General features: G+C 65.4%; 15 protein-coding genes. 14 read left to right on the top strand and 1 reads right to left on the bottom strand.

Translation table 11 applies throughout. The features are described from left to right. The first annotated feature begins 108 nt into the window (after positions 1 to 108). Positions 109 to 1,572 carry a glutamate synthase subunit beta gene (locus AC1DN0_RS11365; RefSeq protein WP_276286475.1) on the top strand — a complete coding sequence of 488 codons (1,464 nt, stop codon included), beginning with the start codon at positions 109 to 111 and terminating at the stop codon, positions 1,570 to 1,572. Between the two features lie 65 nt (positions 1,573 to 1,637). Here AC1DN0_RS11365 and AC1DN0_RS11360 read toward each other — a convergent pair whose 3' ends face one another. Then, complete coding sequence (locus tag AC1DN0_RS11360) at positions 1,638 to 2,201, bottom strand: GNAT family N-acetyltransferase (RefSeq protein WP_441628857.1); 564 nt, start codon at positions 2,199 to 2,201, stop codon at positions 1,638 to 1,640. A gap of 316 nt (positions 2,202 to 2,517) precedes the next feature. Between AC1DN0_RS11360 and AC1DN0_RS11355 the strand changes: the two genes are divergently transcribed. From AC1DN0_RS11355 to hisD, 13 genes are all read left to right on the top strand, one after another. Next, positions 2,518 to 3,705: a Bug family tripartite tricarboxylate transporter substrate binding protein gene (locus AC1DN0_RS11355; RefSeq protein ID WP_477145723.1), complete on the top strand. Its 1,188-nt coding sequence runs from the start codon at positions 2,518 to 2,520 to the stop codon at positions 3,703 to 3,705. 142 nt (positions 3,706 to 3,847) lie between these two features. Continuing rightward, positions 3,848 to 4,669, top strand: coding sequence for an ABC transporter ATP-binding protein (locus AC1DN0_RS11350; RefSeq protein ID WP_441628861.1), 822 nt, complete (start codon positions 3,848 to 3,850; stop codon positions 4,667 to 4,669). After that, on the top strand, positions 4,666 to 5,442 hold the full coding sequence (gene mlaE, locus AC1DN0_RS11345) for a lipid asymmetry maintenance ABC transporter permease subunit MlaE (RefSeq protein WP_045238796.1): 777 nt from the start codon (positions 4,666 to 4,668) through the stop codon (positions 5,440 to 5,442). The genes AC1DN0_RS11350 and mlaE overlap by 4 nt, the downstream gene beginning before the upstream one ends. A 48-nt stretch (positions 5,443 to 5,490) precedes the next feature. Further along, a complete protein-coding gene (mlaD, locus tag AC1DN0_RS11340; protein ID WP_045238797.1) occupies positions 5,491 to 6,018 on the top strand; it encodes an outer membrane lipid asymmetry maintenance protein MlaD in 528 nt (175 codons plus the stop codon). Further along, complete coding sequence (locus tag AC1DN0_RS11335) at positions 6,015 to 6,839, top strand: MlaA family lipoprotein (protein WP_441628864.1); 825 nt, start codon at positions 6,015 to 6,017, stop codon at positions 6,837 to 6,839. The genes mlaD and AC1DN0_RS11335 overlap by 4 nt, the downstream gene beginning before the upstream one ends. Positions 6,840 to 7,040: 201 nt before the next feature. Continuing rightward, a complete protein-coding gene (locus AC1DN0_RS11330; RefSeq protein ID WP_035870800.1) occupies positions 7,041 to 7,664 on the top strand; it encodes an MlaC/ttg2D family ABC transporter substrate-binding protein in 624 nt (207 codons plus the stop codon). Between the two features lie 123 nt (positions 7,665 to 7,787). Further along, positions 7,788 to 8,096, top strand: a complete 309-nt coding sequence (locus AC1DN0_RS11325) for an STAS domain-containing protein (RefSeq protein WP_441628866.1) — start codon at positions 7,788 to 7,790, stop codon at positions 8,094 to 8,096. 245 nt (positions 8,097 to 8,341) lie between these two features. Further along, positions 8,342 to 9,292, top strand: a complete 951-nt coding sequence (locus AC1DN0_RS11320) for an ABC transporter ATP-binding protein (RefSeq protein WP_441628868.1) — start codon at positions 8,342 to 8,344, stop codon at positions 9,290 to 9,292. A gap of 56 nt (positions 9,293 to 9,348) precedes the next feature. Next, complete coding sequence (locus AC1DN0_RS11315; protein WP_152561906.1) at positions 9,349 to 10,119, top strand: ABC transporter permease; 771 nt, start codon at positions 9,349 to 9,351, stop codon at positions 10,117 to 10,119. A gap of 72 nt (positions 10,120 to 10,191) precedes the next feature. Continuing rightward, positions 10,192 to 10,446 (top strand): BolA family protein, encoded by a 255-nt coding sequence (locus AC1DN0_RS11310; RefSeq protein ID WP_045238801.1) that lies wholly within the window; start codon positions 10,192 to 10,194, stop codon positions 10,444 to 10,446. A 169-nt stretch (positions 10,447 to 10,615) separates the two neighbouring features. Then, positions 10,616 to 11,866, top strand: a complete 1,251-nt coding sequence (gene murA, locus AC1DN0_RS11305) for a UDP-N-acetylglucosamine 1-carboxyvinyltransferase (protein WP_477145722.1) — start codon at positions 10,616 to 10,618, stop codon at positions 11,864 to 11,866. Positions 11,867 to 11,894: 28 nt separating this feature from the next. Next, the gene (hisG, locus tag AC1DN0_RS11300; protein ID WP_035870681.1) at positions 11,895 to 12,557 is read left to right on the top strand and encodes an ATP phosphoribosyltransferase; all 663 of its coding nucleotides are present in this window, start codon (positions 11,895 to 11,897) and stop codon (positions 12,555 to 12,557) included. A gap of 32 nt (positions 12,558 to 12,589) precedes the next feature. Next, on the top strand, positions 12,590 to 13,927 hold the full coding sequence (gene hisD / locus AC1DN0_RS11295; RefSeq protein ID WP_441628871.1) for a histidinol dehydrogenase: 1,338 nt from the start codon (positions 12,590 to 12,592) through the stop codon (positions 13,925 to 13,927). Positions 13,928 to 14,004 lie beyond the last annotated feature (77 nt).

The following is a 14,004-nucleotide window of genomic DNA, read 5'->3' as shown; positions in this document are numbered from 1 at the left end:
ACCAAGCATGAGCGGCGGCGCATCGGCGCCGCCGGCCTCACAAGATACTGACCTCACAGCGGGACCGGCGCGAGCGCCGGTCCCGCCCAGCAAGACCAAGGACGCAACATGGGTAAGGCGACTGGCTTTCTCGAATTTCCGCGCCAGAATGAAGGTTACGAGCCCGTAGCCAAGCGCGTGAAGCACTACAAGGAATTCGTTTTCGCGCTGTCCGACAGCGAAGCGAAGATCCAGGGCGCGCGCTGCATGGACTGCGGCATTCCGTTCTGCAACAACGGCTGCCCGGTCAATAACATCATTCCCGACTTCAACGACCTGGTGTATCGCCAGGACTGGAAGTCGGCCATCGAGGTGCTGCACCAGACCAACAACTTCCCCGAGTTCACGGGCCGCATCTGCCCGGCACCGTGCGAGGCCGCCTGCACGCTGGGCATCAATGAAGCACCGGTCGGCATCAAGTCGATCGAGCACGCCATCATCGACAAGGCCTGGGAAGAAGGCTGGGTTGCCCCGCAGCCGCCCAAGCACAAGACCGGCAAAACCGTTGCGGTGGTCGGTTCCGGCCCCGCCGGCATGGCCGTTGCCCAACAGCTGGCGCGCGCCGGCCACGACGTGACGGTGTTCGAGAAGAACGATCGCATCGGTGGCCTGCTGCGCTACGGCATCCCCGACTTCAAGCTGGAAAAGTGGCTGATCGACCGCCGCATGGAGCAGATGCAGGCCGAAGGCGTGACCTTCCGCGCCGGCGTGATGGTGACCGACGGCGAATTGCCGGCCGGCATCAAGAACTATGCGCGTGAGACCATTTCGGCACAGGCGCTGCAAGACCAGTTCGACGCCGTCGTGCTGGCGGGCGGCTCCGAAGTGCCGCGCGATCTGCCGGTTCCCGGCCGCGACCTGTCCGGTATTCACTACGCGCTGGAATTCCTGATCCCGCAGAACAAGGAAGTGGCTGGCGACGCGCCCAACGAGATCCGTGCCGAAGGCAAGCACGTCATCGTGATCGGCGGCGGCGATACCGGCTCCGACTGCGTGGGCACCTCGAACCGCCACGGCGCCGAATCGGTCGTCCAGTTCGAACTGCTGCCGCAGCCGCCGGAAGAGGAAAACAAGCCGCTGGTGTGGCCGTACTGGCCGATCAAGCTGCGCACCTCGTCGTCGCACGATGAAGGCTGCGATCGCGACTGGTCGGTTGCTACCAAGGAATTCATCGGCGAGAACGGCAAGATCACCGCGCTCAAGGCCTGCCGCGTCGAGTGGAAGGACGGCAAGATGCAGGAAGTGCCGGACAGCGAGTTCATCCTCAAGGCTGACCTCGTACTGCTGGCGATGGGCTTCACCAACCCGGTGGGCTCGCTGCTGAGCGCCTTCGGGGTGGACACCGACGCTCGCAAGAACGCCCGTGCCGCCACGGAAGGCGAGCGCGCGTACCACACCAACGTGCCCAAGGTGTTCGCCGCTGGCGACGTGCGCCGCGGCCAGTCGCTGGTGGTGTGGGCGATCCGCGAAGGCCGCCAGGCCGCGCGTTCGGTCGATGCCTTCCTGATGGGACACTCCGAGCTGCCGCGCTAAGGCGCTGCTCTCGTTGCAAAACCCGCCCCGCGCAAGCCGGGCGGGTTTTTTTTATTGGCGTCCGGTCAGGCCGGCTGCAGGGCGCGGCCCATCAGCACGGCGTCGGCGCCATAGGCCGACAGCTTGGCGTCGAATGCGTCGTCAGCCGAGGCAATTTTTTCGTACCCGAGTCTGCGCCACCACGGTGCTGCCGATTGCACGGCGACCAGCCGCGACGAGCGCAGCCCGGCGTCCAGCGCCGCCGCGCGGGCGGCTACGTAAAGTCCCTGAGCCAGACCCTTGCCCTGGCCGGCAGGCGCCACCGCCATATCGTGCACAAACCAGGTGAGTGCCGCAGCCGGCTCGGCTGGAGCCCGCCCGGACTCATCACTCCACGCCCAGTGAGGTTCCAGGACGCCGTCGAGCGGTGGCAGGCTGTCCTGCGGCCACATATGGGTAAACAGATAAGCTGCCAGCGTCTCGTTCCGTCCGGCGCGCGCCGCCACCCAGCAGGTGGCCGGCGACAGCGTCAGCCGGCTGGCCAGGGCGGCGCCGGATTCGAGCAGCATGCCGCGATAGCACTGGGCCTGGATTTCCAGCACGGCGGGCAGGTCGGTGGGCCGCATGGGCCGGAGAATGCATTCGCTCATGGCCGGCGATTATAGGGGGCGTTGCGTGCCGAAGGCACGGCGATGCCGCACTCGACACGCCGCAAACCGCCGGAGCAGGGTGCTGCCGGACGGCCCGGCCACTCTCGAGGCTGGCCATGCGTCAGTGTGCCGGAGCCGGCCGGGAAGCTGCGGCATGCCCTCCCCACAGGGTTGTCCCGGCTATGGTTAACGTGGTCTGTGCGGCTCTAGGCAATCTTCGTAGAATGACCTGACAATTAAATCAAAGACTGCCTCGCTAACCCCCTTTTCAGCCGATAGAGATGTCACCGGCAATGCCTGTGGCCCGGAGGAATTGATGTCCGAAGTGCGCATTTTTTCGCGGCTTTGGCGAGGTAAGGCGATGTTGCTTCACCCCGCTGCAAAGCCGGCTGGTCAGCAGCCCCACTTGCGTGCCAGGCATCCGCTGTTTGTTTCGCCTGTTTTTTGCTTCCCTTGGCAGGGGATGGCATCGCGCGTCGCGTCCCGGATCCGGGTCTTCGCGCTGCTTTGCCTCGCCGGCCTGGTGGCCGGCACCGGCGGCCCCGTCCAGGCGCGGCCGGCAACCCCACAGGCAACCCCGACTCAAACCGCATTCACCCGCCCCATATCGTTTCCTGTCCGGCCGATCCGCCTGATCGTGCCCTTTCCCGCCGGCGGCGTGCCGGACGCCGTGGCGCGCTTGCTGGCCGAGCGGCTGGCGGTACGCCTCGGCGTGCCGGTCGATGTCGATAACCGGCCCGGCGCGGGCGGCACCACAGCGGGCGACGTGGTGGCCAAGGCGAGTTCCGACGGGCATACCTTGCTGTTCCACCAGGCCACCATGCTGATCCAGCCCGGCCTGGAGCCCGTGCCCTACGACGTGGTGCGCGACTTCACGCCGGTGGCGCGCGTGGCCACCATGCCGCTGTTCCTCGTGATCGATGCGCGTCTGCCGATGCGCACGCCGCAGCAATGGCTGACGGCGGTCAATGCCAACCCCGCCTCCTACAGTTATGGCTCCGGCCAGGCCGGTAGCCCTTCGCACCTCTATGCCCAATACGCCGTGCACGGCGTCCCCAACGGGGTGYCGCTGGTTATAGCCAAGGGCGAGGGAGCCGTGGTGCAAGAGATGCTTGCCGGACGCATCAGCGCCTGTTTTTGCTCGTTTGCATCGGTACAGGCACACGTCAAGAATGGCAACCTGCGCCTGCTTGGCGTGACTGGTGTGGTGCGTTCACAAGTTGCGCCCGCGGTGCCCACCCTGCAGGAATCCGGGCTGGACGGCTACGGGGCGGGAGCCTGGTATGGCGTCATTGCCCCGGCCAAGACGCCGCATGCCATCGTGGCGCGGATCGCCAGCGAACTGGACGCGGTGATGGGCGAACGCGAAGTCCGGGATCGCTTGCTGGCGGCCGGCCTGACGCCGTTGCGGGACTCGCCCGAAGCGTTCGCCACAGCGATTCGCTCGGAGTCGATCCAGTGGCAGGTGATTCTTCGGCAGGCGGGCGGGCCAACCGAACCCTAGGTGGCGCCTGGTCTGGCGCCGGCACACGTCAAATGTGATGAAACAATTATTTGCGATCCATCGATGTGGATTGCGGCACACTGGCGCGGGCGCCGCTAGGTAGTAGCCCTTATAATGGCGGACCGCCTAACACGGTGCCAACGTGACCGATTCCGCCTCAAACCTCGTCGAGCTCCAGTCTGTCGATTTTGCCTACACGGCGAATGGCAAGCCTATCCTGTCGGGCCTTAGCATGCGCTTCCCGCGCGGCAAGGTGGTGGCCGTCATGGGCGGCTCGGGCTGCGGCAAAACCACCGTGATGCGCCTGATCGGCGGTCAGGTCCGCCCGCAGAAGGGACAAGTGCTCTTCAACGGCGCCAATATTCCCGCCCTGGACCGCCATGACCTCTATGCCGTGCGGCGCCAGATGGGCATGCTGTTCCAGTTTGGCGCCTTGTTCACCGATCTCTCCGTGTTCGACAACGTTGCCTTCCCGTTGCGCGAACATACGGACTTGCCGGAGTCGATGATCCGCGACCTGGTGCTGATGAAGCTCAACGCCGTCGGCCTGCGCGGCGCGCGCGAACTGATGCCCTCGGAGATCTCCGGCGGCATGGCGCGCCGGGTTGCACTGGCGCGCGCGATCGCGCTCGATCCCGCCCTGTTGATGTATGACGAGCCCTTCGCGGGACTCGACCCGATCTCGCTGGGCCTGACCGCGCGCCTGATCCGCAGCCTGAATGACGCGCTTGGCGCCACCACCATCATCGTGTCGCACGACGTCAACGAGACCTTCCTGATCGCCGACTACGTCTATTTCATCGCCAACGGCCGCATTGCCGCCGAAGGCGAGCCCGAGGCCCTGCGCGCTTCGTCGGATCCCTTCGTGCACCAGTTCGTCCACGCCGAGCCCGACGGGCCAGTGCCCTTCCACTATCCGGGCCCGTCGCTGGCCGAGGACTTCGCGAGCGGGGCGGGGCGATGATAGGGTTCTTCACAAGCATCGGCTCTGCCGTGCGGCAGTCGGTCATCGGCCTCGGTCATGCCACCCGCATGTTCTTCACAGTGCTGGCGATGTCGCCGGCGCTGCTGCGACGCTTCCGGCTGGTAAGCGACCAGATTTTCTTCGTCGGCAACCTGTCGCTGGTGATCATCGCGGTATCGGGGTTATTTGTCGGCTTCGTGCTGGGATTGCAGGGTTATTACACATTAAATCGCTATGGTTCCGAGCAGGCACTCGGCCTGCTCGTGGCCCTGTCGCTGGTGCGCGAACTGGGTCCGGTGGTGACGGCGCTGTTGTTCGCCGGCCGCGCCGGTACCTCGCTCACGGCCGAAATCGGCCTGATGAAGGCCGGCGAACAGCTCACGGCCATGGAAATGATGGCGGTCAATCCGCTGCAGCGCGTGATCGCGCCGCGCTTCTGGGCTGGCGTGGTGGCGATGCCGGTCCTGGCGGCGATTTTCAGTGCCGTCGGTATCCTCGGCGGCTATGTGGTCGGCGTGCAGATGATCGGCGTGGATGCGGGCGCGTTCTGGTCGCAGATGCAGAACGGGGTTGACGTTCGGAATGACGTGCTGAACGGCGTCATAAAGAGCTTCATTTTTGGCGTCGCGGTGACGTTTATAGCGCTGTACCAGGGCTATCAGGCCAAGCCCACGCCGGAAGGTGTGTCGCGCGCCACCACGCGTACCGTCGTGATTGCCTCGCTGGCCGTGCTGGCGCTGGATTTCCTGCTGACTGCGCTGATGTTCAGCTGACCTGCCGGTGCGGTCGTCGGAGCCGGAGTACTTGAAGAAGAGACGCAGATGAAAAGAAATACACTCGATTTCTGGGTTGGGCTGTTTGTTGTGGCGGGTTTCGTGGCACTGCTGTTCCTGGCGCTGAAGGCCGGCAACATGAGCTCGCTGTCGTTCCAGGAGACCTACTCGGTGCAGGCGCGCTTCGACAATATTGGCGGCCTGAAGCCGCGCGCCCCGGTGAAGAGCGCCGGCGTGGTGGTGGGGCGGGTGGCCGACATCCGCTTCGACGACAAGACCTACCAGGCGACCGTGACGGTCAACCTGGAAAAGCGCTACCAGTTCCCCAAGGACACTTCGGCCAAAATCCTGACCTCCGGCTTGCTGGGCGAGCAATACCTGGGTCTTGAGGCGGGTGGCGATTCCGCCATGCTGGCCGAGGGTTCGCGCATCACAATGACGCAATCGGCCGTGGTGCTGGAAAACCTGATCGGGCAGTTCTTGTATAACAAGGCCGCCGACGCCGGTGCCGGCGGCAACAACGCTGGCGGGGGTGCCGCGGGCGCCGCCAGCGGTGCGGCAGGGGGGCTGAAATGAATGGCAACCGAGCCGCCGCGCGCTGGTGCGCGGGGCGAAATTGGTTGCTGGCAGTGTTGGCAGCGGGTTTGATGGCAGGTTGCGCGAGCGGCCCGACCGCCAACCCGAAAGATCCCCTCGAACCCTTCAACCGGGAAGTCTTCAAGATCAACGACGACTTCGACAAGGGCGTGTTGCGCCCGGTCGCCGAGTTGTACACTGACTTCATTCCGTCGCCGATCCGTACCGGGATAGACAACGCTTTCTCCAACGTCAGCGACGTCTACTCGGCTGTCAACAACCTGCTGCAGGGCAAGCCCGCCCGCGCCGTGGAAGACACCATGCGCGTGGCCATGAACAGTGTGCTGGGTATCGGCGGCCTGATTGACATCGCTACCCCTGCCGGGCTGCCCAAATACAAGGAAGACTTCGGGCAGACGCTGGGCGTATGGGGCGTGCCGGCCGGACCTTACCTGGTGCTGCCGCTTTTCGGGCCGAGTTCGGTGCGCGATACCGCAGGCATGCTGGTGGACCGCCAGATCGATCCGTCGGCGTACCTCGATCCCGTCTGGCTTCGCAACTCGCTGTTCGGGGTGCGTGTCGTCAACACCCGGGCCTCGCTGCTCGGCGCCTCCGGCCTGATCGAGATGGCGGCGCTCGACAAATATGCGTTCCTGCGCGACGCCTACCTGCAGCGCCGCGAGTACCAGATCTATGATGGCAACCCGCCGGAGAGCGACGACACCGCGCCGGCAAGCGAGCCGTCCGACACCAGGCAGGAAAACCAGACGCTGCCCACGCCACCGGTGCAGATGCCGGGCGGCATTCGCTTTGGCCGTTGAGTATGTCTGGCCGCGCGCGTGTCATGGCTGTGAGCGGTGCAACAAATTATGTAAATGTGGCGTCGGAGTTCCTGGCGCTGCGAACTCCCCCGGCTCGCCCGAACTCCAACTCGGCGCGTGACCATTACCGGCCTTGATGCCGGGACACGCAAGGTTGCCGTAGCCCGGTGACCGGTGCGTTCGATTGATAAGGACAAAATGATGCTGAAGCGACTCTTGCTGCCTTTTCTTACCGTGGTTGCCTTTGCCGGTGCCGCCCATGCCCAAACGCAGGATGCCAGCACGCCCGATGGCCTGGTCAAGGCCGTGGTCGGCGACGTGATGGCCTCCGTCAAGGCGGACAAGGACATGCAGGCCGGGAATATCACCAAGATCTCCGCGCTGGTGGAGCAGAAGATCCTCCCCAACGCGAACTTCCAGAAGACCACGCAGATCGCCATGGGCCGTAACTGGTCCAAGGCTACGCCGGAGCAGCAAAAGCAGATTGCCGACGAGTTCAAGACGCTGCTGATCCGTACCTACTCCGGCGCCATCGCGCAGATTCGCGACCAGACCGTGCAGTTCCGCCCGTACCGCGGCAGCCCGGAGGATACCGACGCCACCATCCGCACCCAGGTCATCAACAAGGGGGAGCCGATCCAGCTGGACTACCGCCTGGAAAAGACACCGCAAGGCTGGAAGGTCTATGACATCAATGTGCTGGGTGCCTGGCTGACCGAGGCCTACAAGGGCAGCTTCAACACGATCGTGGGCCAGCAGGGCGTGGACGGCGTGATCAAGACACTGCAAGACCGCAACCGCCAGCTCGCCAACGCCAAGAACTGACCGGCAGGCCCGCGCGTCGCGCCGCCTCCGGCGCAGCGTGACTGGCCGAACTGATCTACAATGAGCGCTCCCGCACCCGCGGGAGTGCTTTTTTCCAGACCCGCATCCCCGGACCGCTGCCAGATGCTCTCGCTCGACACCTCGCTGACCAACCGCAACGCCGCCGCCGTGCTGCGTGACGGCCTGGCACGCCTGGCCCAGGGTGAAGCCCGGGTTGACTGCAGCGGCCTGGTCCAGGTCGATTCGGCAGCTGTCGCCGTGCTGCTGGCCTGGCAGCGTGACGCCGCCAGCCGCGGCAAGTCGCTCGAAATTATTGGCGTACCGGCACAAGTCATCGAGCTGGCCGCCCTGTATGGCGTCGAATCCCTGCTGCAACTGGTACCCCAGGCGGGTGCCCAGGGCAAGCAAGGCACCCTTTCCCACCGACATTGAACCGGCATCCGTGGCAAGCTGCTGACCTGCGCTTGCTACAGCGATGCCCGGGCGATGGCTCGCGCCACGCCTCGCGCTCAAAGCGGGACTACTCCCGTATCCCCTATAATTCCGGGTTGTTCGACCGTTCCGGCATATAAGGCACGGACAAGACACGGTCGAAGCACCCAGGCGGTCCCCGCCATTTCAAGGAGGCCGGCGTGCGAGGCTGAAAAGCCGACGCGCCTGCCAAACAGTATCCGGCCATGAAAGCCATCGAACTCAAAGACGTTCGCAAGCGCTACCGCAACCTGCAAGCGCTGAAGGGTGTCAGCTTCACCGTCGAGCGCGGCGAATTCTTCGGCCTGCTCGGCCCCAACGGTGCAGGCAAGACCACGCTGATCTCCATCCTGGCGGGCCTGAACCGTGCCGATTCCGGCAGCGTCAGCGTGCTCGGCCACGACGTGGTGTCCGATTACCGCCTGGCGCGGCGCATGCTGGGCGTGGTCCCGCAGGAGCTGGTCTTCGATCCCTTCTTCACCGTGCGCGAGACGCTGCGCCTGCAGTCCGGCTATTTCGGATTGACCCGCAACGACGACTGGATCGACGAGATCATGGCCAACCTGGATCTCACCAACAAGGCCGACGCCAATATGCGCCAGCTTTCCGGCGGCATGAAGCGGCGCGTGCTGGTGGCCCAGGCCCTGGTGCACCGGCCGCCGGTCATCGTGCTCGACGAGCCGACCGCCGGGGTCGACGTGGAACTGCGCCAGACCCTGTGGAAGTTCATCTCGCGGCTGAATCGCGAGGGCCATACCATCATTCTCACCACGCACTACCTGGAAGAAGCCGAGGCGTTGTGCGATCGCATCGCCATGCTCAAGTTCGGCGAGGTGGTGGCGCTGGACCGCACCAGCAACCTGCTGAGCCAATTCGCAGGGCTGCAGCTGGCGCTGACGTTCTCCAGGGGCGCGCTGCCCGCCGCGCTTGAACCGCTGCGCATGCCCGCCAACCCCGGCGAGCGCGCGGTTCGGCTGCGGCTGTCGGGTTATCCGGCGGTGGAGCCGATCCTGGCCGCCTGCCGCGAGGCCGGTTGCGAGATCGAAGACATGGAAATCAACAAGGCCGACCTGGAGGACGTGTTCGTGCAGATCATGCGGCGCGAAGGCCACATGCCGGGCGCGCTGCCGGATACGGCGGTGGAGGCCGCAGCATGAAGATGCCAACCGAATTCGACGGCACCCAAGACGCCATCAACACGCACCTCGCACCGATGGCGGTGGGTGGCCTGGTGGGCTTCCGCACCCTTCTTTACAAGGAAGTGCTGCGCTTCTGGAAGGTCAGCTTCCAGACCGTGGCGGCGCCGGTGCTGACCGCGATCCTGTATCTGCTGATTTTCGGCCACGTGCTGGAAAACCGCGTGAAGGTGTACGACCAGATCAGCTATACCGCCTTCCTGGTGCCGGGGCTGGTGATGATGAGCGTGCTGCAGAATGCCTTCGCCAATAGCTCGTCGTCGCTGATCCAGTCCAAGATCACCGGCAACCTGGTGTTCATCATGCTGCCGCCGCTGTCGCACTGGGAAATGTTTGGTGCCTACGTGGTGGCTTCCATCGTGCGCGGCCTGGCCGTGGGCCTGGGCGTGCTGCTGGTGACGGCCTGGTTCGCCAACCTGCATTTCGCCAATATCGGCTGGATCCTGCTGTTTGCCTTGCTGGGCGCGGCGATTCTTGGCACGCTGGGGCTGATCGCGGGAATCTGGGCCGAGAAGTTCGACCAGCTCGCGGCCTTCCAGAACTTCCTGATCATGCCGGCGACCTTCCTCTCCGGCGTGTTTTATTCGATCCACTCGTTGCCTCCCTTCTGGCAGGCGGTGTCGCACGCGAACCCGTTCTTCTACATGATCGACGGCTTCCGCTACGGCTTTTTCGGTGTCTCCGACGTGGCGCCGGCCTTCAGTCTCGCGGTAGTAGGTACAGCGTTCGTGGTGCTTGCGGCGATAGCGCTGCAGCTGCTCAAGAGCGGCTACAAGCTGCGCCACTGAGGGGGCGTCTGCCCCGCCGAACCCACAAGCGAACCGACGCGACACACAGAGAAACAAAGCGAAAAGACAATCATGCTGCCTACACCCCAACAAGTCAGGGACTACATCGCCCAAGGCCTCTCCTGCGAACACCTGGAAGTGGAAGGCGACGGCCAGCACTTCTTTGCCACCATCGTCAGCGCCGAATTCGACGGCAAGCGCCTGATCCAGCGGCACCAGCAGGTCTATGCCGCGCTGGGCGACCGCATGCGCGCCGAGATCCACGCGCTGTCGATGAAGACGCTGACGCCGGCCGAGTGGCAGGCGCAGGCGGGCCAGGCCAAGTAAGACGGACCAACAAGCTGGCCGCCCGACAGGCCGGACGTGACAAGCAGGTCGTCCCGCAACGCGGCGGCCTCGGGTACCAGATGCCGCGGTTGTGCGCTTTGAGGCACAGGCGGGGAGCGAAATGAATGACGCCGGACGCCTTTGGGCAGCCGGCCTGAAACGACTGAACATGGACAAACTCGAGATCCAGGGCAATGGCCCGCTGCGAGGCGAGATCCGCGTCTCCGGCGCCAAGAACGCTGCGCTGCCGATCCTGTGCGCAGGGCTGCTTACGGCCGATACCGTTACGCTGGACAATGTGCCCAACCTGCAGGACGTGCGCACCACGCTCAAGCTGCTGCGCCAGATGGGCGTGAAGGCGGAGCAGGACGGCGCGCGCGTCACGCTGAATGGCGCCGACGTGAATTCGCCCGAGGCCCCCTACGAGCTGGTCAAGACCATGCGCGCCTCGATCCTGGTGCTGGGTCCGCTGGTGGCGCGCTTCGGCGAGGCGCGCGTATCGCTGCCCGGCGGCTGCGCCATTGGCGCGCGCCCGGTCGACCAGCACATCAAGGGCTTGCAGGCCATGGGCGCCGAGATCAGCATCGAACACGGCTTTATCCATGCCCGCGCCAGCCGCCTGAAGGGTGCGCGCGTGGTCACCGACATGATCACCGTGACCGGCACCGAGAACCTGCTGATGGCCGCTACCCTGGCCGACGGCGAAACCGTGCTGGAAAACGCCGCGCGCGAGCCGGAAGTGACCGATCTTGCCAACCTGCTGGTCAAGATGGGCGCTCGCATCGAAGGCATCGGCACCGACCGCCTTGTAGTGCAGGGCGTGGAGCGCCTGCACGGCGCGAGCCACGCCGTGATCGCCGACCGCATCGAGGCCGGCACCTTCCTGTGCGCGGCCGCCGCCACGCTTGGCGATGTGGTGCTGCGCGGCGTGCAGCCGGGCATCCTGGACACCGTGCTCGACAAGCTGCGCGAAGCCGGCGCCACCATCGAAACCGGTGACGACTGGATCCGCCTGCAGATGGCCCGGCGCCCGCAGGCGGTGAGCTTCCGCACTTCCGAGTACCCGGCCTTCCCGACCGACATGCAGGCGCAGTTCATGGCGCTGAACAGTGTCGCCAACGGCGTGRCCCGCATTACCGAAACGATTTTCGAAAACCGCTTCATGCACGTGCAGGAGCTCAACCGGCTGGGCGCCGATATCGCGGTCGAAGGCAATACCGCGGTTGTCACCGGCGTGCCCCGGCTGTCCGGCGCCAAGGTGATGGCGACCGATCTGCGCGCCTCCGCCAGCCTGGTGATCGCCGGGCTGGTCGCCGAGGGCGAAACCGTGATCGATCGCATCTATCACCTGGACCGCGGCTACGACCGCATGGAAGACAAGCTGTCGGCCGTGGGCGCCAAGATCCGCCGTATCGCCTGAGCTCGCAAGAAAAGACACAAGGACGCAGATGAGCCCCTCCCCGACCCAGTTGACGCTGGCCCTCTCCAAGGGCCGGATCTTCACCGAAACCATGCCGCTGCTGGAAGCGGCCGGCATCCACGTCACCGAGGATCCGGAAACCTCGCGCAAGCTGATCCTGCCCACCTCCGATCCGGATGTGCGCGTCATCATCGTGCGCGCCTCGGATGTGCCGACCTACGTGCAATATGGCGCGGCCGATTTCGGCGTGGCCGGCAAGGACGTGCTGATGGAGCACGGCATGGCGGGGCTGTATGCGCCGATCGACCTGAATATCGCCAAGTGCCGCATGTCGGTGGCGACCTCGGCCGGTTTCGACTACGCCAGCGCCGTGCGCCAGGGCGCGCGGCTGGCCGTGGCCACCAAATATGTGCAGACCGCGCGCGAGCACTTCGCCAAGAAGGGCGTGCACGTGGACCTGATCAAGCTGTATGGCTCGATGGAACTCGGGCCCCTGGTGGGACTGGCCGACGCCATCGTCGATCTGGTCAGCACCGGCGGGACCTTGCGCGCCAACAACCTGGTCGAAGTGGAAGAGATCGTGCAGATATCGTCGCGCCTGGTAGTCAACCAGGCTGCCCTCAAACTCAAGCGTGAGCGGCTAGCCCCGATTCTCGACGCGTTTGAACGGGCCTCCGCCGCGCTGGTCTGATGCCGCGCGAGCAGGGCCTGGGGAATGGAGTCATGAACGAAAATTCTATGGAAAACCTGGAAATCCGCCGGCTGGATTCGACCGAGCCGCGCTTTGCGGCCGAGCTGCGCGAGGTGCTGGCCTTCGAAGCCGGTGAAGACGAAGCGATCGATCGCGCCGTCGCGCAGATCCTCGCCGATGTAAAGACCCGCGGCGATGCCGCGGTGCTGGAGTACACGCAGCGTTTCGACCGCGTCGATGCCGGCGCCATGAGCGCGCTGGAAGTGTCGCCGGCCAAGCTCGAGGCCGCGCTCGACGAACTCGAGCCCAAACGCCGCGCTGCGCTGGAAACCGCGGCGGCGCGCGTGCGCGCTTACCACGAGAAGCAGAAGATCGAGTGCGGCAGCCATAGCTGGGAGTACACCGAGTCCGACGGCACCGTGCTGGGGCAAAAGGTGACCCCGCTGGACCGCGTGGGCATCTACGTGCCGGGCGGCAAGGCGGCGTATCCGTCGTCCGTGCTGATGAACGCGATTCCCGCGCGCGTGGCAGGCGTCAAGGAAGTCATCATGGTCGTGCCCACGCCGGGCGGCGTGCGTAACGAACTGGTGCTGGCCGCGGCGCAGATCGCCGGCGTGGACCGCGTGTTCACCATCGGTGGCGCGCAGGCGATCGGGGCGCTGGCCTACGGCACCGCCACGCTGCCTCAGGTCGACAAGATCGTCGGCCCGGGCAACGCCTATGTGGCGGCGGCCAAGCGTCGCGTGTTCGGCACCGTCGGCATCGACATGATCGCCGGCCCGTCCGAGATCCTGGTGATCTGCGACGGCACCACCGACCCCGACTGGGTGGCGATGGACCTGTTCTCGCAAGCCGAGCACGACGAACTCGCGCAATCCATCCTGCTGTGCCCGGACTCCAACTACCTGGCCCAGGTGGAGGAAAGCATCCACCGGCAGATCGAGTCCATGCCGCGCCGCGACGTGATCCGTGCCTCGCTGTCCGGGCGCGGGGCGCTGATCCGGGTACGCGATATGGACGAGGCCTGCGAGATCGCCAACGCGATCGCGCCGGAGCACCTGGAGATTTCCGCCGAGAACCCGCGCCACTGGGCCGAGAAGATCCGCCACGCCGGCGCCATCTTCCTGGGCCGCTATACGAGCGAGTCGCTGGGTGACTACTGCGCCGGGCCGAATCACGTGCTGCCCACCTCGCGCACCGCGCGGTTCTCGTCGCCGCTGGGCGTGTACGACTTCCAGAAGCGCTCGAGCCTGATCGAGGTGAGCGAGCAGGGTGCGCAGATGCTTGGCCAGATCGCCGCCGAGCTGGCCTATGGCGAAGGCTTGCAAGCACACGCCCGCAGCGCCGAATACCGCCTCAGGCGCAACTGAGGCAAAAGCGGCCGGCGCCCGGGTTTGTCCGGGCGCCGGCCAGAAACCACCGACCCAAGTCGACCCAAGAGGTAAAT

Source organism: Cupriavidus sp. 05N39, assembly GCF_056397325.1.
Note: the sequence above shows the minus strand (reverse complement) of the source record. Positions and strands in the feature narration are given on the sequence as shown.

Bases quoted from the DNA above. Each gene is read 5' to 3' on its own strand.
- AC1DN0_RS11365 (WP_276286475.1), top strand. From the start codon at position 109: ATGGGTAAGGCGACTGGCTTTCTCGAATTTCCGCGCCAGAATGAAGGT.
- AC1DN0_RS11360 (WP_441628857.1), bottom strand. From the start codon at position 2,201: ATGAGCGAATGCATTCTCCGGCCCATGCGGCCCACCGACCTGCCCGCC.
- mlaE (WP_045238796.1), top strand. From the start codon at position 4,666: ATGATAGGGTTCTTCACAAGCATCGGCTCTGCCGTGCGGCAGTCGGTC.
- mlaD (WP_045238797.1), top strand. From the start codon at position 5,491: ATGAAAAGAAATACACTCGATTTCTGGGTTGGGCTGTTTGTTGTGGCG.
- AC1DN0_RS11335 (WP_441628864.1), top strand. From the start codon at position 6,015: ATGAATGGCAACCGAGCCGCCGCGCGCTGGTGCGCGGGGCGAAATTGG.
- AC1DN0_RS11330 (WP_035870800.1), top strand. From the start codon at position 7,041: ATGCTGAAGCGACTCTTGCTGCCTTTTCTTACCGTGGTTGCCTTTGCC.
- AC1DN0_RS11325 (WP_441628866.1), top strand. From the start codon at position 7,788: ATGCTCTCGCTCGACACCTCGCTGACCAACCGCAACGCCGCCGCCGTG.
- AC1DN0_RS11320 (WP_441628868.1), top strand. From the start codon at position 8,342: ATGAAAGCCATCGAACTCAAAGACGTTCGCAAGCGCTACCGCAACCTG.
- AC1DN0_RS11315 (WP_152561906.1), top strand. From the start codon at position 9,349: ATGGCGGTGGGTGGCCTGGTGGGCTTCCGCACCCTTCTTTACAAGGAA.
- AC1DN0_RS11310 (WP_045238801.1), top strand. From the start codon at position 10,192: ATGCTGCCTACACCCCAACAAGTCAGGGACTACATCGCCCAAGGCCTC.
- hisG (WP_035870681.1), top strand. From the start codon at position 11,895: ATGAGCCCCTCCCCGACCCAGTTGACGCTGGCCCTCTCCAAGGGCCGG.
- hisD (WP_441628871.1), top strand. From the start codon at position 12,590: ATGAACGAAAATTCTATGGAAAACCTGGAAATCCGCCGGCTGGATTCG.